15 protein-coding genes, 1 tRNA gene and 1 pseudogene are annotated in these 19,805 nt (G+C 65.4%); 12 read left to right on the top strand and 5 right to left on the bottom strand.

What is annotated here, in order from left to right:
- Positions 1–22: 22 nt before the first annotated feature.
- Both V6584_RS05465 and V6584_RS05460 read right to left on the bottom strand, forming a co-directional pair.
- Positions 23–256: a DUF3107 domain-containing protein gene (locus V6584_RS05465; RefSeq protein WP_340469470.1), complete on the bottom strand. Its 234-nt coding sequence runs from the start codon at positions 254–256 to the stop codon at positions 23–25.
- Positions 257–322: 66 nt separating this feature from the next.
- Positions 323–2,116, bottom strand: coding sequence for a phosphotransferase (locus V6584_RS05460; protein WP_404802603.1), 1,794 nt, complete (start codon positions 2,114–2,116; stop codon positions 323–325).
- A 124-nt stretch (positions 2,117–2,240) separates the two neighbouring features.
- Here V6584_RS05460 and V6584_RS05455 point away from each other — a divergent pair, with 124 nt between their 5' ends.
- Positions 2,241–3,752 (top strand): ATP-dependent helicase, encoded by a 1,512-nt coding sequence (locus V6584_RS05455; RefSeq protein WP_340469469.1) that lies wholly within the window; start codon positions 2,241–2,243, stop codon positions 3,750–3,752.
- Between the two features lie 38 nt (positions 3,753–3,790).
- Here V6584_RS05455 and V6584_RS05450 read toward each other — a convergent pair whose 3' ends face one another.
- Positions 3,791–5,461 carry a zinc-dependent metalloprotease gene (locus V6584_RS05450; protein ID WP_340469468.1) on the bottom strand — a complete coding sequence of 557 codons (1,671 nt, stop codon included), beginning with the start codon at positions 5,459–5,461 and terminating at the stop codon, positions 3,791–3,793.
- Between the two features lie 92 nt (positions 5,462–5,553).
- Here V6584_RS05450 and V6584_RS05445 point away from each other — a divergent pair.
- Both V6584_RS05445 and V6584_RS05440 read left to right on the top strand, forming a co-directional pair.
- Positions 5,554–6,433, top strand: a pseudogene (locus V6584_RS05445) (YlbL family protein).
- Between the two features lie 96 nt (positions 6,434–6,529).
- Positions 6,530–6,961 carry a DUF3052 domain-containing protein gene (locus V6584_RS05440; protein ID WP_340469467.1) on the top strand — a complete coding sequence of 144 codons (432 nt, stop codon included), beginning with the start codon at positions 6,530–6,532 and terminating at the stop codon, positions 6,959–6,961.
- 83 nt (positions 6,962–7,044) lie between these two features.
- On the opposite strand, the gene V6584_RS05435 is transcribed toward V6584_RS05440, so the two are convergent.
- Both V6584_RS05435 and V6584_RS05430 read right to left on the bottom strand, forming a co-directional pair.
- Positions 7,045–7,386, bottom strand: a complete 342-nt coding sequence (locus tag V6584_RS05435) for an NINE protein (RefSeq protein WP_340469466.1) — start codon at positions 7,384–7,386, stop codon at positions 7,045–7,047.
- 129 nt (positions 7,387–7,515) lie between these two features.
- Positions 7,516–9,024: an MDR family MFS transporter gene (locus V6584_RS05430; RefSeq protein ID WP_340469465.1), complete on the bottom strand. Its 1,509-nt coding sequence runs from the start codon at positions 9,022–9,024 to the stop codon at positions 7,516–7,518.
- A 209-nt stretch (positions 9,025–9,233) separates the two neighbouring features.
- Here V6584_RS05430 and V6584_RS05425 point away from each other — a divergent pair.
- The 9 genes from V6584_RS05425 to dusB all read left to right on the top strand — a co-directional run bounded on the left by V6584_RS05425 (position 9,234) and on the right by dusB (position 19,621).
- Positions 9,234–9,307 (top strand) — tRNA-Val (locus tag V6584_RS05425).
- Between the two features lie 187 nt (positions 9,308–9,494).
- A complete protein-coding gene (locus V6584_RS05420; RefSeq protein ID WP_340469463.1) occupies positions 9,495–11,003 on the top strand; it encodes a DivIVA domain-containing protein in 1,509 nt (502 codons plus the stop codon).
- Positions 10,993–12,219, top strand: coding sequence for a 1-deoxy-D-xylulose-5-phosphate reductoisomerase (gene dxr / locus V6584_RS05415; RefSeq protein ID WP_340469777.1), 1,227 nt, complete (start codon positions 10,993–10,995; stop codon positions 12,217–12,219). Before V6584_RS05420 ends, dxr begins: the two co-directional genes overlap by 11 nt.
- A gap of 44 nt (positions 12,220–12,263) precedes the next feature.
- Positions 12,264–13,472, top strand: a complete 1,209-nt coding sequence (ispG, locus tag V6584_RS05410; protein WP_340469776.1) for a flavodoxin-dependent (E)-4-hydroxy-3-methylbut-2-enyl-diphosphate synthase — start codon at positions 12,264–12,266, stop codon at positions 13,470–13,472.
- Between the two features lie 33 nt (positions 13,473–13,505).
- A complete protein-coding gene (locus V6584_RS05405; protein ID WP_340469462.1) occupies positions 13,506–15,218 on the top strand; it encodes an alpha/beta hydrolase family protein in 1,713 nt (570 codons plus the stop codon).
- 76 nt (positions 15,219–15,294) lie between these two features.
- A complete protein-coding gene (gene recO / locus V6584_RS05400; RefSeq protein ID WP_340469461.1) occupies positions 15,295–16,017 on the top strand; it encodes a DNA repair protein RecO in 723 nt (240 codons plus the stop codon).
- A 2-nt stretch (positions 16,018–16,019) separates the two neighbouring features.
- Positions 16,020–16,808, top strand: coding sequence for an isoprenyl transferase (locus tag V6584_RS05395; RefSeq protein WP_340469460.1), 789 nt, complete (start codon positions 16,020–16,022; stop codon positions 16,806–16,808).
- A 130-nt stretch (positions 16,809–16,938) separates the two neighbouring features.
- Entirely contained in the window at positions 16,939–18,456 is a 1,518-nt protein-coding gene (locus V6584_RS05390) for a glycine--tRNA ligase (RefSeq protein WP_340469458.1), read from the top strand.
- Entirely contained in the window at positions 18,386–19,621 is a 1,236-nt protein-coding gene (dusB, locus tag V6584_RS05385) for a tRNA dihydrouridine synthase DusB (protein WP_404802602.1), read from the top strand. The genes V6584_RS05390 and dusB overlap by 71 nt, the downstream gene beginning before the upstream one ends.
- The last annotated feature ends 184 nt before the right edge of the window (positions 19,622–19,805 follow it).

The raw sequence follows: 19,805 nt of genomic DNA, 5'->3' as shown, positions 1-19,805 counted from the left end.
GCCCCTTTCTCGACCGGTTCCGTCAGGCACCGCCAAGGGCGCCGAAGCCCACCGGGTGTGTGGTATCGGAACCGATCACGGCATAGCCCAGGGCGTCCTTGGGGACGATGATGTGGCGGCCGCGGTCATCGACCAGGTCGATGGGGGAGCCGTCCTTCAGGGCCTGGCTCACCTTGTCGGCCACCTCATCGGCCGTGGCGTCCGTTGTGAAGGTGACGGAGCGTGCCACGTTCCTGATCCCGAATTCAATATCCATACTTGCCTCCGCATGATTCTGCCCCCGTCCGGTCCCGATGGCCGGAAGAAGGTCATGATGGTCTTATTATTCGCCCGAGGGGAGGATTACGCCCTGAGCATCCGCAGCCTGCGCAGGCTTGCGGCCCTCAAAGAGGCCGGTCTCCACCTCGTCTGCTGAAGTCGCGCGTGGAAGGGTGACGGTCTTTTCGTCCGCAGAGGCCCCTGTCCGCACGCCGAGGTCCTCTTCGCCCGCGTCTCCTTTGCCCGTTCCCGCCTTGTCTTCGCCGCCGTCAGGACCAAGGGTCGAGGACCCGCCTTCGTGGTCGGGGGCATCCCCGTCCGCCTGACCGGTCCCTTCCTCCCTCCTCGTCGGCTGGCTGTCGGCCTGCCGTGGGTCTTGACCGGTCTCCTCCCCTTCCGGGGTCGCGCCCTGCCCCTCCCCGTCAGGCTCGGTGATTCGGGGCGTGGCGAAGGAGGGCGGCATGTCGTCGTCGGCCCTGCCCTCTTTGCCGGCTGAATCGTTCTCGGTCCGGCGCTCTCCCCCTGGCTGCCCGCCGGTCCGGCTTTTGCCCCCTGCCGCTTCGTCCGTCTGGTCCCCGTCCCGCTCGATGTGGGAGAGGACGGTCTGGGTCCTTGCCAGGTCGGCCATGTCGGACTTGCTGATGGCCATGGTTTCAGGAGCGTTTTCCTGTGAAGTGCCTTCGATTTCCTTCCCGGGGTCCTGCCGGCCGGTTTCCCCGGCCCCGGCGGCATTCACTCTGGTCCCTCCCGCCCTGTGCTGGTCCTGGCCACGAAGGAGGGTGCCGACCGTTATGGTGGACGGCGCCGGTTCGCCGTGGACCTCGTCCCCGCTGCCATCCTGTGGGAGGGATGTGTTCCCGGGGCGTGCGGCCTGTGCTGAGGCCTTCGGCCTGTCGCCGGACCGGCTGGGCCGGCTCTCGACCAACTGCTGGGCCAGCCGCTCCACCTGGGCTTTGAAGCTGATGATGCGTTCGTTGTCCGCCCTGTCCAGGGCCTTGATGAAGTCGCCCACCTGTTCCATCTGCAACCAGAGGTTGGCCCTGAGCATTATCAGGTCGTCCAGGCGCGATCCCATCATCCTCCCGTAGGCGGCGATGACGGCGTTGCGGCGGGAACCATCCAGTTTGGCGAAGATCCAGGCCAGGTCCCGGGCTGGATCGTTCACCTGCATGTCCTGCCATCCGTAGACCGCGCTCAGGCCGGATCCGGAATAGAGGAGGTCGCCGTCACGCAGGCCTCCGTGGACCGTGCAGGTGCGGAAGGACCACAGGCCGTCGGTTTCGATGATCCTGGCCCAGCTGTCGGTGATTTCGCCGGGGACGTGGCCGTCCTTGCGCAGGCGGCCGATCCAGCCGCGCAGCTGCGCGGCTATCTGCTCTGTGGTGTAGGTGGGGTAGCCGTGCGTGCGCAGGAAGTCGGGACGCAGCCGGTGGACGGCACCGATGGCCGTGCCCGCCGCCGTGCATTCATCCAGGGTCAGCAGGTGGAGGGGGCGGATGGTGCCCGGGCAGTGTTTCATCACGGCCACGGCCACAAGGCCGGTCGGTCCCTGCTCCTTCAGCCCGGGTTCATAGGCGACCACCTGCTCCACCTTGAATCCCAGGGCCGGCACCTCCTTGGCATCCTTGAGCGCTTGAGCGGCCTTGACCCGCATGTCCAGCCGCCTCTTGGACTCCTCGCCCTCAGCCGTCCACACGTCGAAAAGCCTGCCGGACGAGTCCTGTATGACCGCGCAGTCCACTCCTTCGGCGCGGTCCTGGCTGCTGACCTGGTCGCAATCCCGAGCACCTGTCACGGGGACATCGGGCATGGCCGCAGAGGCCAGGGCGGCCAGTGTCAACTTCGTTCGTTCGCTCACCCCTCCAGGATAATACAAGGGGTGGGGCCAGGCATTTTTCGGGCCGGTCCGCGGTGGTGGCCACATTCGACCACATGGGTGTTGAGGGGATCGGCCTGGCAGGGGGGCTTGGCACAATGGGGGTGTGAATGAAGGAAAAGATGCCCTGGAGGGTCTGGACGGATCCCAGCTCAAGGCGGCCACCAGCCTGGGGGGAGCTGTCAGGATAGTGGCCGGGGCCGGGGCGGGCAAGACCAGGACCATCACCCGTCGGATCGCATACGCATGCGCCAGGGGGGATTGGGACCCGGCCAAGACCCTGGCAGTGACCTTCTCCGTCAAGGCCGCCGCAGAGATGCGTGCCCGTCTGACCTCCCTGGGCGTCCCCCCTCAGGTCAGGGCAGGCACCTTCCACTCGGTCGCCCTGCATCAGCTGCGTCGTGTCTGGCCCGATGTCAGTTCGGCCTACCCTCCCCAGGTGGTCACCGACCTGCGTCCCTTCGTGCACGGCGCCTACACGCGGGTGACGGGGCAGGCGGACTGCGAACCCCTGACCCTGCGTGACATCCAGGCGGAAATAGGTTGGGCCAAGGTCGGACTCATCAGCCCCCAGGATTACCCCAGGGTCTGCGCGGCCGTCCACAGGCTGCCTCCGGGCGGTCTCGACCCGGAGCGGATGGCGGATCTCATGCAGGCCTTCGAAAAGGACAAGGCCGCCCACAACCAGATGGACTTCGACGACATCCTCCTCCTGGTCTGCCACATCCTGGAGGAGGGCGGGCAGGCGGCTGCCTCCATCAGGTCGGGCATAGGGTGGCTGACTGTGGACGAATACCAGGATGTATCCCCCCTCCAGCACCGACTGCTCGAACTGTGGATGGACGGCCATGAGGAGGTCTGCGTGGTCGGCGACCCTGCCCAGACCATATACTCGTTCGCCGGGGCCACCAGCTACTACCTCCGTGCCTTCCCGCAAGAGCATCGGAACATGGCCGCAGACATCCGGCTGGATACCGATTACCGCTCCACACCCCAGGTGGTCAATTGCGCCAACCGTCTTCTGTCACGCTCTCCCGTCAGGCAGGACTATCTGAAACTGACCTCGGCCAGACCGGCCGGGACCAGGGTGACGACCACCAGGTATGAGGACGATCGGGCTGAGGCCACTGGTGTGGTCAGAAGGATCGTCAGGCAGGTGGAAGCCGGGGCCAGGGCGGCCGACTTCGCCGTCCTGACAAGGATCAACTCACAGCAGGCCTTGATTTGCGCCGCCTTGAAAGGGGCCGGGCTGGGCTACCGGGTCAGGGCCGATACGGGATGGCAGGCAGGGGCGGCGGACCTGGTCGCCCAGGAGGCAAGGGCCCTCGGGGATCTGGATGCCAGGAGACAGGAGACGGCAGGGGAGATGGGCAGGGTCACCGTGTCCACCATCCATGCGGCCAAGGGGCTGGAATTCAGACATGTGTTCATCGTCGGATGCTCTGAGGGATTGATTCCCTTCGGGTCCCCCCAGGCAGGGGAGGACCTGGAGGAGGAACGCAGGCTCATGTATGTGGGGGTGACCCGGGCAGGTGACACCCTTCATCTCTCCTTCGCAGACCGTAAGGATTCCGCCAGCCCGGCCTTCCGTACGGCCAGCCGCTTCCTGGGCCGGTGAGAGGGGGAGGGAGCGGCTGGCGGGGTGAGCGACGGTCCCTACCGGACAGGGCCGTTCTCGCCGGAGGTGCCGGTGTCGCCGTCTTCACCGGTGCTGCCATGGTCTTCTTCGCCGTCCTCGGGGCCTTCAGGGGCCTTGCCCCGACCACTCCCCTTGCCGGTCCCGCTTCCGTCTGCGGTCCCCGCGCCGTCGTTGGCGTCCTGGTCCTCTGGGCCCGGTTGGGAGTCGGAGGCATCGTCCTTGGGCGCCCTCCCGCCCTCATCTTGCGCCGTCTCGTCCAGGAGCCTCGCCAGTTCGGCATCCCAGTCGATCCCCTGGCCGGTTACCCGGCCGGTGCCGTCGGAATCGGAGGAACCCTTCTCGGTCCCCTGTCCCTTGGAGCTCTTGCCGTCCTCCTCGTCCAACCGAGGAAGAAGGTCGGGGTGGCCCCACTTGGAATCTCTGGCCTCGTACCCGTCGTCATTGGTGATGCCCTCCCAGACGCCGGCGGCCTCCCGCAGACGCTTGGGATGCAGATGGAGCCCCAGGAGGGATTCGAAGGTCTGCTGGGCCGGACCTCCCACGGCCCGTTCGCGCCTGTTCATCTCGCGCAGCTGCTCGATGTGGGGGATGTGTGCCATGCCGGCCCTCCAGACCACGCAATCCACCCAGCCTTCGACCATGGTCAGGAGGTTCTCCAGGCTGTGCAGGGCCTCCACCTGTTCGGGGGTGTCTTCTATGCCGACGTTGCTCAGGTTGATGGCCCCCTGGATGGACTCGGGGTTGATCTCAGCGGCTTCGCGCAGCTGCTCCTCCATGGCGTCCAGGTCGATTGAAATCCCCCTGGCATACTTGCCCGTCAGGGCCTCGAAGCGGGGCATGAGCCAGGGGACCGAGGAGAAGAGCCTGGCATGGGCGGCCTCATGCAGGGCCAGGAAGGCCATGACCTCCTCCGTTTCCATCTGGAGGGAATCGGCATACTCCTTTATGTTCTGCGGTATGAGCGCGCCTGCAGGGTTCTTCAGAAGGGGTATGCCCTGGTCGAACCCGCCCCTTACCTGGCTGGAGAGTTCACCGGCCCCCCGGCCGAGCTGCATGGAGAAGGAGGTATTGCCCAGAAGCTTCATCAGGGTCGCCGGGTCCCTCAGATTGTCCGGAAGAGGGATGGGGACGGGACCTGCGAACATGCCCGATATCTGCCCGTCCTCGAACCCGCCCAGGCGCTCGCTGAGCACTGAGCTGAGGGCATCGTTCATCGACTGGGCGACGGGGGAGGCGAAGCGGGCCCAGGCATCCATCGTGCCCTCGACCCATCCGGCCCTGGTCAGGGCATCGGCCCTGCCGGGAGCCGGGTCGAAGGAAGAGACCGAATCCAGCCAGAGGTTGGCCTCGCTCATGGTCTTCGCGACCAGGTCGGCATCCCGGGCGCTGACGGTGGCGTCCGACTGCTTGGTGGCGACCCTGCCCAGGGCTATCGACTTGGCCAGTTGAACGTTGATGGGGCTCTCCTTGGCCTTGTCCGCCATGTCCAGAGGGGTGTTGAGGCCGCCGGCCGAAAAGGCCTGAAGGAGGGCCTGCACGTCGGAGGGCTTGGGGAGCTGACCGGGGTCCTGTGCGGCCATCTGATTGCGGATGGCATCGGGAAGCTGGGAGAACTGGCTCCATGCCAACTCTCCCTGTATGGGGCCGAAGCATTCAATGAGCCACTGGTGAATTGCGTTCTCGTCCATATGCCGTCCCGATCCTCGTTCTGTGGAAACCGTAAACAGGGGTTTCCTGCGATGACAGTCTACTCGTCTGCTCCTTCCATAATATGGGAGCTATGACGAATCTGCATGGGAGCGACGACATCTCCGCCACAGGCGCAGACGGCCGGCCGGAGGGGTCGCCCGGGCACCAGGAATCCGGGGTGCCGGTGACCCGTCGGCTGGCCGGGGCGGTCCTGCTCGTCCTGACCGTCGTGGTCATCCTCTGCCTGCCTGCCCCCTACGTCGTTGAGACCCCCGGTCCCACCCAGGATGTCCTGGGCAGGAGCGGGTCCTCCGAGGTCATCACTGTGACAGGGGGGCGCACATACAAGGACAGGGGCAGCCTCCTGCTGACCACCGTCAACGCCCGTGGGATACCCGGCTACCCGGTTTCGAACTTCGACGCCCTCGTCGGCTGGATGGATCCTGACAGCACGGTCCTTCCACGTGAGGCCGTGGTCCCCCCCCGGCCAGACGGTCAAGGAGTACAAGGAGGAGAACAAGAAGGACATGACGGGTTCGCAGGATATGGCCAGCCGCCAGGCCCTGGCCTTCCTGCGCTCCCACGGCCACCAGGTCGAGGGGGTCTCCCTGTCCATGCATGTGGATGATATCGGCGGACCCTCGGCCGGGTTGATGTACACCCTGGGGGCCATAGACAAGCTGACGCCACAGGAGGAGACCGGGGGCAGGACCATCGCAGGGACGGGGACCATCGACCAGGAGGGGAAGGTCGGCCCCATAGGCGGCATCCAACTCAAGATGCTCGGGGCGCGCCGGGACGGGGCCGGCTGGTTCCTGGCACCGAAATCCAATTGCAAACAGGTGGTCGGTCATGTTCCTTCCGGATTGAGGGAGGTGAAGGTGTCCACCCTCGATGAGGCCTACGCCGCCTTGACGGCCATCGGGAAGGGGGAGGGGGGCTCCCTGCCCCGGTGCACGGCCGGGGACTGAAAGGGGCCGGGATGCAGGTCGGGGCCAGGTCAGGCGACGGACAGGTGGATGGCCCGGCCGGGACCATTAGTTCACCAGTCTTGTTATGCTGGGATTGTGGCTGAGACTACAACCTATACAGCGGAAGAGTTCGGTTTCCACCCCGGGAGCATCGTCCAGGAGTGGCTGTGGGACGACGATGTCGATGATGGCATCCGTTCCAGAATCGAAGAATTGACCGGCGAGGATCTGGTGGACGAGGATTATGATTCGACGGTCGATGGGGTGATCGTCTGGTGGCGCGACGGTGATGCCGAAGACGACCTGGCCGATACCATCGTGGACGCCAGCGCCATGCTGGATGAGGGCGCCCCCTTCTGGGTGCTGACCCCCAAGCCCGGTCGCGACGGGGCCCCATCCCCGAGCACCGTTCCCAACGCGGCCAAGACCTGCGGCATGAACGCCCTGGTCCCGGTGGCGGCGAGCGACGATTGGAACGCCATACAACTGAGGGCCTTCGGCAAGGGCCGCAGGTCAGCGGAGGACTGAGACCCTCCGGCGATATCGCTTCCGCCCACCCTTGCGGGTGGGCGGTCGTCACTGCGGATCAGGGCGGCGACAGACGGCATATGTCAGCTGTCCAGCAATTCCAGACCCCGGGCGTCCCTGTGCCAGGGGGACCCGTTGTGGGAGGCCAGGATGAGGACACCCTCGATCATCCCCCAGAAGTAGGCGATGAAGGGGCTGAAGACCAGGTTGAACCGAACCGCCAGGAACCAGCAGACCGCAGACAGGAGGACCTGGCAGGCCCCCTTCCTCATCCTGCCCAGGTAGAAGTTATGCAGGCCCAGGCCCCCGCCGATCAGACCCAGCAGGCCTGCGGTCTGCCGGGACTTCCTTGAAACCCTGTCAGGTTGGTCCCGGTCTCCTGCCTGACCTCTGACCTCCGATGCATCCGTTTCTTCCGGCTCCATCACTCCCTCGTTTCCATCCGGACCCGTCGGCCCCTGCCGTCATCAGGGTCCATGGTATCGGACAGGCCGGCGGGGCGAGTCACAGGGAGGCGGCTGGGGGAGGGGCCCGGAAGGTGGATGGGCATAGGGTCAGTCCTTGACCACGGCCGCCGTCTGGTATTCGGCCAGGAGGGCATGGCTGCGCAGGTCGAGAAGGTCGGCTATGAGTGCCAGGACCAGTATGACCAGACCGACGATGAAAATCCAATGCAGACCGTCGTAGACTATCCCCCTGGCCGGCTCCAGGAACCGCTTGGGCAGGTCTCCGGCGGTGGCCGGGCTGATCATGCGGTTCATCATGTCCTCGGTCAGGCCAGGATGGCGGGGGACCTCGCGGGCGATCACCGCATTCATGACGATGCCGAAGATGGATACCATCAGGGTCTGCCCCAGGCTCCTGGCCAGGGTGTTGAAACTGGTCGAGGCTCCCACATCACGTGGGGAGACCACGCTCTGGGCGGTGATGGTCGAGGTCGTGATGGCCAGGCCGAAACCGAAGCCCACGATTGCGGAAATCAACAGGAAGACCGCATAGGGGGTGGCAATCGGGACGGCGATGTAGCAGACGCAGCCGGTCAGGAGGAAGCAGAGAGCCACGATGGTGGCCCTGTGCGGAGGGTGCCTCATGGTAAGAGGACCGGCCAGGTAGGCGCCCAGCAGCCAGAGGATGGAGCTCGGTGTCACGACGAACCCGCCCAGCGAGGGCTTCAGGCCGAGCACGGACTGCATCCAGATGGGCATGTACGTGTCGAAGCCCATGAGGAACCCGGCGATCAGGAGCATGCAGACGTTCTGGATGACAAAGGTCCGGTTGTTGAAAAGCCGCAGGGGGAGGATGGGATCCTCCTGCCGCCGTTCCACATGGAGGAGGACGGCGAAGGTCAGGACGCTCAGCACCAGGAGGCCCACCGTCAGCCAGACCTTACTGGAGGAGCCCAGACTCTGAAGCCCCAGCATGAGGGCGACCAGGCAGAGGCTGAGAAGGCCGATGCCCCGGTAGTCGACCGATGTGTTCCTGTGCTCGATCCTTTCCTTGAGGAAGAACTGTATGAGGAAAATGGTGATCAGGCCGATGGGGACGTTGATGGCGAAGACCCAGTGCCAGCTGAGTTGTTCCACGATGAAGCCGCCCAGGAGGGGGGCGATGATGGAGGCGATGCCCCAGGCGGAGCCGTTCAGGCCGATCATGCCGGCCCGCTTGTCCAGGGGGTAGATGTCAGCCAGGACCGTGTAGGTCAGGGGTTGGATGGCCCCCGCCCCCAGGCCCTGCAGGAGGCGGCAGACGATCAGTTGGGGCATTGACTGTGAGAGGGCGCAGAGGGTGGACCCGGCCACGAAGATCACCAGGCCGATGGTCAGGAGGGGCTTGCGGCCGAAGCGGTCCGACAGCTTCCCGTAAATGGGGGTTGTCACGGCGCACATGAGCAGGTAGATGGAGTAGACCCAGTTCATGATGCTCAGGCCGTGCAGGTCGCTGATGATGGTCGGCATGGCCGTCGATACGATCGTCCCTTCGATCGCGGTCATGAATGTGGCGATGAAGACCGCGATGGTCACCATCGTGACATTGGTCTTCCCGCCCTTTTCCTGTGATGACACTCGTTCGCCTCGTGAAATTCGTAGCAATGGATACTCGTGACTCCCCGTTTATACCGTAGTCTTGTGACGGACGGCGCAGGTGGGGGTGATGGTCCCTCACCCGGTCTCCGGGGGTCGGCAGACCTGCCAGGATAGGCCGGACGGGGGACACCCGCGTGCTGTCCGGGGTTCCCACCTGTTAGCATGGTTACCGGCCGCGGCCATGTCTCGGTCCTGTAGCCCAGTTGGTTAGAGCGCCACCTTTACACGGTGGATGTCCCCGGTTCGAGTCCGGGCAGGACCACTTCCCCGACCTGGTCGTCCGCATCGGCGGCCGGACCTCGTCGTCCCCGTCGACCCGGTCGCTTCGGCCCTCTTCGACAGGCCCCGCCTGCCGTCGTCCGGCTCCTGCCTGCGGTTCCTTCGGCCTGGGCGGCTCCTGGTCTTGCGGGTATCTGTTGGCCCGAGTCGCAACGCTCAAGTAGAATCGTATGCGCAGCAGAACGAAGTTCACCGGCAAGAAAGGGCAGGAGGTCGATGTCCTGATGGCAGCAGAGTCTGAATCAAGGCGGAACGAAGCGACCATCGCGCGTTCAGGCAAGCACAAGTGGGGTTATGACATCCGGCAGGTGGATGAGTTCCTCGAGAAGGCCCACTCCCTCTACGAGAGCGACGAGCCCAAGCTCACCCCCGGCGACATAGCCAACGCATCCTTTGATATGCGCAAGAACGGTTACATCATCCCACAGGTGGACTCCGCCCTGGCCCGTCTCCAGAGGGCCGTCTGCGACAAGTGGACCTCCTGGGAGATCAACCGATTGGGACGCGCCCGGTGGTATGCGGGGGCGGTGGCCTCGCAGAAGGCCCTTTCAGACCACGCAGCCAGGGGGAAGAAGAACCTCTTCGACCCGGGCCTGCCTGGCAAGCCCTCCTATGACCGCAAGCAGGTGGACCGCCTTGTGGGCCAGATCATCGACCGGACGGCGATTGAGCTGAAACTGGGGCAGGACGGTGCAGGCCCAGAGGACAAGCTGGTCGACATCACCTCCGACCTGGTGGCCAACGTGATCTTCACCCAGCGCAAGGGGGCTCGCGGCTACGACGAGCGTCAGGTCGACTACTACCTGTCCAAGGCGGTGGAACTCCTTCAGCAGCTTGAATCCTGCGCACGCCTTGGCCTGGCTGATATGGCCGGGGCCGGGACTGAACAGTACCGGCCTGTCCCCGCCCCCTCCTTCACCCCGAATTCGGCAGGGGCGGACTCGCAAGGCATGTCCGCACAGGCAGGTCAGACCGGGGTCCTGCCTCCTCTGGGCAACCCGTCCGCTTCCGAAACCGAGGTCATCAAGCCCCTCTTCGCCACGCCCGCCCAGCGCGAATGGGAGGGGACCATGATCGACGACCGCCCCCATCAGCCGGTCTCCCAGGAGACCCAGGCCTATGCTCCGACGCCCCTGCCTCCGGATTCAGGCTCCAGCCGGACCGTCCAGCCTCAGGACGACTTCGCCAACCTCCACCGTGAGGAGGCGGCGATCTTCGAGGCCCCGGCCCCGTCTCCGGCCTATCCCGCGGATTCCGCCCAGGCCGGGACCCCCTCCCTGGGTGCCCTGGCGCAGTCCGTCGGTGCCAACCGCGGGCGCAACCAGCAGGATGTCTCCACCCCTGCCGGCGACGGGTACGGACAGGGGCAGGACTCCCAGGAGGCTTCCCGCGGCCCTTCGCAGCCCCCGACACAGGTTTCCTCGACCCTCCCTCCTGCACCGTCGCCGGCCGTGCCCATGCCCCCTTCCCAACCGGCCCCTCCCGCCGGCCGTGAGGATGTCCGCAAGAGTGATGGCCAGGCCGCCGACGGGTCCGAACAAGCTGCCAAAGAGGACCCGGACAAGTATCTGGACTCCCTGCTCAAGGTGGACATGCCCAAGATGGACCTGGACATCCCCGACCTCTCCTTCCCGGGTTTCGACCAGTCAGATGGGACAGATGACAAGCATGATGCCTGAGAGGACCGGTTGGGACTGGTCATCGACCGGCGGTGACTGGTGCAGGACGGTCGTCATCCTGGGTTCGACGGGTTCCATCGGCACGCAGGGTCTGGATGTCGTGGCCGCCCACCCGGACCGTTTCAAGGTCACGGGCCTCGCTGCGGGCGGGGGCCATGTGGACCTTCTGGCCAGGCAGGTCGTCCGCTTCGGCGTGCGTGAGGTGGCCGTGGCCGACCCCGGGGCGCTGGCCCCCCTTCGTGAAGCCTTGCGGTCTATGGGCGCAGACGGGGTGAAGATCGGATCCGGCCCCCAGGCCGTCATCGAAATGGCCGCTTCCGGAGCCGATGTCGTCCTCAACGGCATCACCGGCTCAGTCGGCCTGCGTCCCTCCATGGCGGCCCTGGCGGCAGGGTCCCAACTGGCCCTTGCGAACAAGGAGTCCGTCGTGGCCGGAGGCCACCTTCTCTTCGCCTCCCAGGTGAGGCCGGGCCAGATCAACCCAGTGGACTCCGAACACTCGGCGATCTGGCAGTCCTTGCGCTCCGGAGCCCACCGCGAGGTGGCCCGCCTGGTCGTGACCGCCTCCGGAGGTCCCTTCCGAGGGTGGTCACGCTCGCAGATGGGGTCGATCACCCCCGAACAGGCCCTTCATCACCCCACTTGGAGCATGGGGCCCGTGGTGACCATCAACTCGTCCACGATGATGAACAAGGGGCTGGAGGTCATCGAGGCCAGCCGTCTTTTCGACATCCCGCCCCAGAGGGTGACCGTCACCGTCCATCCCCAGTCCATCGTCCATTCCATGGTCGAGTTCACCGACGGGGCGACCATCTGCCAGGCATCCCCTCCCGACATGCACCTGCCCATCGCCCTCGGCCTGTCCGCACCGGACCGGCTGGGTGAGGTTGCGGCGCCCTGTGACTGGTCGACGGCAGCCCAGTGGACCTTCGAGCCCCTGGATGACAAGGTCTTCCCGGCCGTGGGATTGGCCAGGCGGGCCCTGGCCGGGGCCGAACCCATGACGGCCATCCTCAACGCGGCCAACGAGCAGGCCGTCCACGCCTTCCTCGACCGCCGGCTGCCCTATCTGGGCATCGTGGAAACCGTGGAGAAGGTCATGGACATCATGGAGGGGGACCACCTGCCAGAAACTTTCACATCCGTGGAGGTAATGGAGCAAGTGGAGTCAGAGGCGCGTAGCAGGGCCGATAGTTTGATAGACAAGGGCCTGTGAGTATTGATGATCATGCAGTAAGCCGGCAGTCCGCAGACCGTCAGATGCGGACAGCCCCGGCCAGTGGTTTCAGAAAGACGGGGGAGGAGGGGATCAGCGAATCCCCCCTCCATCCCCGCCGCCGTTCACGCAGAATCATGGTAGGTCCCGTCCCCGTCGGGGGAGGGGCCCCCATATCGGTGCAGTCCATGACCAACACGGTCACCGCCGACATCAATGCCACCCTCCAGCAGATAGCCGAGCTTGCCGCCGCCGGCTGCGACATCGTCAGGGTCGCCGTGCCCAGCCAGGATGATGCCGATGCCCTCCCCGTCATTGCGAAGAAATCTCCCATCCCCGTCATCGCGGACATCCACTTCCAGAGCAAGTACGTCTTCCAGGCCATTGACGCCGGCTGCGCGGCGGTCAGGGTGAACCCGGGCAACATACGCCACTTCGACGAGGTCGGCCCCTCCATATGCAAGGCGGCCACCGATGCAGGCATCTCCCTGCGGATCGGGGTCAACGCCGGAAGCCTGGACAAGGACATCTACGCCAAGTACGGCGGGCCCACACCCGAAGCCCTGGTCGAATCGGCCGTCAAAGAGGCCAGGATGTTCGAGGACGTGGGTTTTCATGACTTCAAGATCTCGGTCAAGCACCACGATCCGATCACCATGGTCCAGACTTACCGCCTCCTGGCCTCAAAGGGTGACTGGCCCCTCCATCTGGGGGTCACCGAGGCAGGTCCGGCCTGGCAGGGGACCATCAAGTCCTGCCTGGCCTTCGGGGCCCTCCTGGCCGAGGGCATAGGCGACACCATCCGGGTCTCCCTGTCGGCACCGCCGGTGGAGGAGGTCAAGGTCGGCTGCAAGATCCTGGAGTACCTGGGTCTCAGGCAGCGGCATTTCGACATCATCTCCTGCCCATCCTGCGGGCGGGCCCAGGTGGACGTGATCCAGCTGGCCAAGGAGGTGACCGAGGGGCTCAAGGACATCCAGGCCCCCATCCGGGTGGCAGTCATGGGCTGCATAGTCAACGGTCCGGGAGAGGCCAGGGAGGCTGACCTGGGCGTGGCCTCGGGCAACGGCAAGGGGCAGATCTTCATCAAGGGGAAGGTGGTCCAGACCGTCCCCGAGGACCAGATAGTCCCGACCCTGCTGGAAAGGGCCAGGGCCATCGCGGCCGACATGGAGTGTCAGGCCGCTGAAAAGGGCGTGGACCTGCCCGGCCTGGGTCCGGTCGTGGTTCCGGTGACGGGAAAGGCCAGCTGAACCACATCGCCGGCTGCGGATAGAATGACCGTCATGCCGAAAGAGGAATCAGGGACCAGGAAGCCGACCAAGTGGAGCAGGATGCGCAGGCTGATGACGAGTCTGCCCATCTTCGTCATCCTCATGGGCATCCTGGTCTCCGTCTCCCACCTGACGGCCGTGGATTGGAAGTATGAACCGGTCGACCAGAACCTGGCCACACTCACGCCTGACACGGCGGTCACCTTCGAGAACCCCGACCACGTGCACCTGAACAGGATGGGCGATTACAAGGTTGACAGCCATCACGAGACCTTCACCGCCGTCCGCCCTTCGACGGGGGAAAAGCAGAAGATCAACATGCTGATCCGCCAACCCAGGGGGGCGGTCGGAAAGAGGCCCGGGACCGTCTTCATGCACGGGGCCGGATATGGCACCTGCGACAACTCCTTCGGCGACGTGGCCGAGAGCCTGGCTTCGGCAGGGTTCGTCACGGCCGTCATCGACAAGCCCGTCTGGTCCACCTCCGACGTGGACAGGGACTATCCGGCCTCGGCGGCCATCTATGAACGGGTCATCGAGCATCTGAGGTCCATGGGGGATGTCGATCCTGGGAAGATCGGCATCTATGCCACCAGCGAGAGCACTTGGATAGCCGCCTACCTGCTCAAGCTGGACCATGATGTGGCCTTCCAGGTCCTCCTCAGTCCCATGGTCTACTCACCCCGCCATGCCACCGGCTTCTTCGTGGCCCAGGATTTCGCCATCGCCGGGGCCAATCAGGGGTACCAGGCCGTGGTCAGGCGGCTCTTCAGCATCGATGCCGACCTGTTCGGCCTGGGAAACTTCGACATCGACCCCAGCGACCGGTACACGTATTCCATCCCCACCCTCCTGGCCTATGGGGGCAAGGACGTGATGACGGCCCAGGTGGAGGGGGCCCAACGGGTCCTGGCCCAGGCCCACGAGGTCGGCAACGACAACGTCACCGTGCGTTCCTATGCCGTGTCGAACCATGTCCTCCGACTGGGGGATGAGGCCCAGACCGGCACCCCCTTCGTGGACCATTACCAGAGGGACATGGTGGACTGGGCCGTGGGCCAGGCCGCGGGCCTTCGACAGAAGAGTCCCAGCGTGGGAGGGGCCACGATCCATCAGTCCATCGCCGTCCCCCTCGATCTGAAGGGCCGACCCACCCTGACGATCTACCTGGTGGTCCTCCATCTGGCCATGGCGGTCCTCCTCCTGTCGTCCCTGGTCCTGGCCCTGGTGGCCGTGGGGGCGAAGATCCATCACATGGTCAGGCACAAGGGGCCGGCCCTGGGCTTTGCGCACGGCTTTGGCGGCATGCTGGCCTCTGTGGCCGGGACCACCCTGGCCACCCTGGCCCTCTTCGTGGCGGGTCTGAGCCAGGTGATCTTGGCCGTGGTCAAGCTGGGCTGGGGAGGGGTCCCACAGCCCGCCGACGTGAGCGACTGGAGCTGGCCGGTCATACAGGTGGTCTGCGCCCTGGTCATATGGGCCTGGTCCAGGATATTCGCCAGGATGGCTGAGGTGGCCTCCCTGAAAGGGGTGGCGCAGCTGCCCTCACAGATCAAGGGGCGTCTGACCGGCGGCCCGACGATCGGCGAACAGATGGAGCTGAACGAGCCAGGTCCGGTGGTGGCGTCGACCCGGCTGGGGCAGGCCCTCTTCATCGTCACCACGGCGGCCATGTTCTGCGTCCTCCTCTTCTTCGCCTTCTGGGGCCTGTTCATATACTCCTGACGGTCCTTCACCGACCGCGAGGGGCTTGTCCCCGCAGGCGGGGACAATGTTGTGTCACGATCGGGGAGGAGCTGCGGTGGCAATATACCGGGATGAGGCGGTGGTCCTCAAGACGGTCAAGCTGGGCGAGGCCGACCGCATCATCACCCTGCTCACCCGGGACCACGGGAAGGTGAGGGCCGTGGCCAAGGGGGTCAGGAGGACCAGGTCGCGTTTCGGTGCCCGCCTGGAGCCCTTCATGAGGGCAGACCTCCTCCTGGCCCAGGGGCGCAGTCTGGATGTGGTCTCCCAGGCGGCTTCCATCGCCACCTACGCCGATGCCATCAGCGCCGACTATGACCTTTATTCCAACGGCGGCGTCATTCTGGAGACCGCGGACAAGCTGGTCGCCACCGAACATGAGCCGGCCCGCGCCCAGTACCTCCTCCTGGTCTCCGCCCTGGCCTCTCTGGCTTCCCATGCCCACGACCCCCATGCAATCAGCGCCTCATATGTCATGCGTTCGCTGGCCCTGGCCGGCTGGCGGCCCAGGTTGGATTCCTGCCTGGTCTGTGCCAGACGGGACCGGCTGGACTACTGTTCAGTGGCCGGGGGAGGGACCATGTGCAGCGGCGACCACACCACGGATGCCATCAAGGTGGATCCGGGCAGCCTGGACCAGTTCCGGGCCTTGTGCTCGGGGGATTGGGGGCGTCTGGATGGCGGGGCCCTGAACCCCCTGACCGCCCGCCTTGTCGAGAAATGGGGCGAATATTACCTGGAGCGTCCCATCCGTTCCCTCCGCCTATTAGATTCGTGAGCATGAGTTTCGAGCACGTCGATTACACCTCGCTGGACATCCCGCCGGCCCCCTTCTCGGACCCCTCCCGCATACCGGACTTTCCCAGGGATGCCGTGCCCCGCCATGTGGGCGTCATCATGGACGGCAACGGCCGATGGGCCAAGCAGAGGGGGCTGGTGCGCACCCAGGGGCACCAGGCCGCCGAACCGGTGGTCTTCGACACCATAGCGGGGGCCATCGAGGCGGGGGTCCGCTATCTGAGCCTGTACACGTTCTCCACCGAGAACTGGAAGCGGTCGCCATCCGAGGTCAGGTTCCTGATGGGGTTCTCGCGGGACATCATCCACCGCCGTGTGGCCCAGATGGACGATTGGGGGGTCCGGGTCCGCTGGGCCGGGCGGCGGCCCAGGCTCTGGAAATCGGTCATCGACGAGTTGGAGATGGCCATGGACCGCACCCGTGACAACAAGGTCATCGACGTGGTCTTCTGCATCAACTACGGGGGCAGGGCGGAGCTGGCCGACGCCGCCGCCCAGATAGCCCGTCAGGCGGCCCAGGGGAGGATCAAGGGGGACAGGGTGACCGAGCGGATGATCGCCGAGCACCTCTACAACCCTGACATCCCTGACTGCGACCTGGTTATTCGCACCTCCGGGGAGTACAGGACCAGCAACTTCCTCCCCTGGCAGGCGGCTTATGCGGAGCTTGCCTTCGTGCCCGAGCTCTTCCCCGACTGTGGCAGGGAGGTCCTCTGGAGGGCCATCGGGGACTACATCCACAGGGACCGCCGATTCGGAGGGGTGCAGTAGGCCCTGCCGGCGGGGGAGGAGGGCTTCCCAGCCAGGTCATCCTGGGACGGTATGCTTGGTTCCTGTATCGGCAGGCTCCTGCGGCGGTTAACCATATCGGCGGCAGTACTCATGACAGAAGGTGTGATCAGTGTCAGTTGCAAAGCTTGATGAAGTCGTCTCCCTGGCCAAGCGCCGCGGTTTCGTCTTTCCCGCCGGCGAGATATACGGCGGTACCAGGTCGGCCTGGGACTATGGCCCCCTCGGTGTGGCCCTGAAGGACAACATCAAGCGCGAATGGTGGCGGGCCATGGTCGTCACCAGGGATGACGTGGTCGGCGTTGACACCTCGGTCATCCTCCCCACGGAAGTCTGGGTGGCCTCCGGCCATGTCTCCGTCTTCAACGACCCTCTGATCGAATGCCTGAACTGCCACAAGCGCCACCGGGCCGACACCCTGGAGGAGGCCTATGCCGAGAAGCACGGTCACCAGCCGGCCGACGGCCTCAAGGACATCCCCTGCCCCGACTGCGGGACCAAGGGCCAGTGGACCGAACCCCGTGATTTCAACATGATGCTCCAGACCCACCTGGGCCCGGTGCAGGATGACAAGAGCCTGCACTACCTGCGGCCCGAGACGGCCCAGGGCATCTTCGTGGACTTCAAGAACGTCATGTCCTCATCGCGGTCCAAGCCCCCCTTCGGCATAGCCAACATGGGCAAGAGCTTCCGCAACGAGATAACCCCGGGCAACTTCATCTTCCGCACCCGCGAATTCGAACAGATGGAGATGGAGTTCTTCGTCGAGCCCGGCACGGATGAGGAATGGCACCAGTACTGGATCGACGCCCGGACCCGCTGGTACACCGACCTGGGTGTGAACCCCGGGAACCTCCGCCATTACGAGCACCCCAAGGCCAAGCTGGCCCACTACTCCAAGCGGACGGTCGACATCGAGTACCGCTTCGGTTTCCAGGGCTCAGAGTGGGGGGAGCTGGAGGGCATCGCCAACAGGACCGACTACGACCTCAAGGCCCATGCGGAGCATTCGGGCGAGGACCTGAGCTACTTCGACCAGGGCAGAGGGGAGCGTTACATCCCCTACGTGATCGAGCCGGCAGCCGGACTGACCCGTTCCCTCATGGCCTTCCTGGTCGATGCCTACGACGTGGATGAGGCCCCCAACACCAAGGGCGGGGTGGACCGCCGCACGGTCCTGCGCCTGGATCCCAGGCTGGCCCCCGTCAAGGCCGCCGTCCTCCCCCTGTCACGGAAGCCCGAACTGCAGACCATCGCCCATGACCTGGCCGCCGACCTGCGCCAGAACGAGTGGATGGTCGATTACGACGAATCGGGAGCAATCGGCCGCCGCTACCGTCGGCAGGATGAAATCGGGACCCCCCTGTGCGTCACGGTGGATTTCGACAGTCTGGACGACCACGCCGTCACCATACGCGAGCGCGATAGCATGCAGCAGGAGCGTGTCGCCCTGGACCAGGTCGAGGATTACGTCCGCCGCCGCATCCAGGAGAAGAGAATCCGTTACGCGGCCGGTCCGGCCTCTATCACAGGGGCCAAGGCGGCTGACGGATACACCGATGTCGCCCAGGAGGCGGGCCAGGACGAGACCGAACCAGTCAAGGTGGCCGAGGCCGGCGGTGAATACTGAGACTTCGGACCTGGTGCCCCCGGTCAAGCCGGTGCGCCTGGGGAACATAAACGTCCCCGTCCCCGTGGTCCTCTCTCCCATGGCCGGTGTGACCAACTGGCCCTTCCGGGTCCTGTGCGAGGGTTACGGCCCCGAGGGGCTGTACGTGGCCGAGATGGTCACGGCCAGGGCCCTGGTGGCCAGGAACCCCAAGGCCTTCCGCCTGTGCAGGTTCGCTCCGGGTGAGCGGGTCCGTTCACTCCAGCTGTACGGGGTGGACCCGGTCATCATGGAGAGGGCCGTCCACATGGTGGTCGATTACGACGGGGCTGATCACATAGACCTCAATTTCGGCTGTCCGGTCCCCAAGGTCACCCGTCACGGGGGAGGGTCCGCCCTCCCGTGGAAGCTGGACCTCTTCACCGAGCTGATCCACCGGGTGGTCGGTGTCTGCGGACCGGCCGGGATCCCGGTCACCGCCAAGATCAGGGTGGGAATCGACGCGGAGCATGAGACCTTCCTTGAAGCGGCGCATATAGCCCAGGAGGAGGGCTGCGCCGCGGTCACCCTTCATGCAAGGACCACGGCAGAGTACTACGGCGGCCATTCGGACTGGGACCGGATCTCCCAGCTGGTCCAGGCGGTGGACATCCCCGTCTTCGGCAATGGGGACATATGGACCGCCGAGGATGCCCTGGCCATGATCAGGCAGACCGGCTGTGCCGGGGTGGCCATCGGCCGAGGCTGCCAGGGGCGTCCCTGGCTCTTCGCCGACATCCGGCATGCCTTCGAGGGTTCGGACCGGCGGGAGGAACCCAATCTGGGCCAGGTGGGCCGGGTCATGAAGAAGCATGTGAGGATGCTGGTCGACTTCTACGACGGTGACGAGAGGATGGCCGTCCATGACATGCGCAAGCACGTGGCCTGGTATCTCAAGGGTTTCGGCGTAGGAGGGGCCACCCGCAGGGCCTTCATGGATTGCGAGACCCTGGCCGGGTTCGACGGGCAGGTGGACCAGTTGGACCAGGACATGCCCTACCCGCAGGCCGTGGCCGACAAGCCCCGGGGGCGGGTCCGTTATGCCAGGAAGGTCCGTCTGCCCCAAGGCTGGTTGGACTCCCGGACCACCACCCACGAGGAGAGGCAGGCCCTCTTCGGCGCCGATCCCATGGATGCCTCATACTGAACGCCACATGCTGAATTGGGGGGAGCGGCCTGCCGCGAGCGGGTTTAGAATATGATTCCAGATGTGAATATCCTGCCAACCGTCGGTTGGGACCGGAGGGCGGGGTATGTGCCGAGTGTGGTGGTGTCGGACAGGGTCGTGCCGGAAACGGTTGCCCCGACAGGGGACTGCCGGGTGGTCCTGG

The organism is Bifidobacterium favimelis, from assembly GCF_037963085.1.
In the GTDB taxonomy this organism is placed as follows: Bacteria; Actinomycetota; Actinomycetes; order Actinomycetales; family Bifidobacteriaceae; genus Bombiscardovia; species Bombiscardovia favimelis.
Note: the sequence above shows the minus strand (reverse complement) of the source record. Positions and strands in the feature narration are given on the sequence as shown.

Excerpts from the sequence above, each read along its gene's own strand:
- V6584_RS05465 (WP_340469470.1), bottom strand. The coding sequence starts at position 256 with ATGGATATTGAATTCGGGATCAGGAACGTGGCACGCTCCGTCACCTTC.
- V6584_RS05450 (WP_340469468.1), bottom strand. The coding sequence starts at position 5,461 with ATGGACGAGAACGCAATTCACCAGTGGCTCATTGAATGCTTCGGCCCC.
- V6584_RS05435 (WP_340469466.1), bottom strand. The coding sequence starts at position 7,386 with ATGGAGCCGGAAGAAACGGATGCATCGGAGGTCAGAGGTCAGGCAGGA.
- V6584_RS05420 (WP_340469463.1), top strand. The coding sequence starts at position 9,495 with ATGCGCAGCAGAACGAAGTTCACCGGCAAGAAAGGGCAGGAGGTCGAT.
- dxr (WP_340469777.1), top strand. The coding sequence starts at position 10,993 with ATGATGCCTGAGAGGACCGGTTGGGACTGGTCATCGACCGGCGGTGAC.
- ispG (WP_340469776.1), top strand. The coding sequence starts at position 12,264 with ATGCGGACAGCCCCGGCCAGTGGTTTCAGAAAGACGGGGGAGGAGGGG.
- V6584_RS05405 (WP_340469462.1), top strand. The coding sequence starts at position 13,506 with ATGCCGAAAGAGGAATCAGGGACCAGGAAGCCGACCAAGTGGAGCAGG.
- V6584_RS05395 (WP_340469460.1), top strand. The coding sequence starts at position 16,020 with ATGAGTTTCGAGCACGTCGATTACACCTCGCTGGACATCCCGCCGGCC.
- dusB (WP_404802602.1), top strand. The coding sequence starts at position 18,386 with ATGTCGCCCAGGAGGCGGGCCAGGACGAGACCGAACCAGTCAAGGTGG.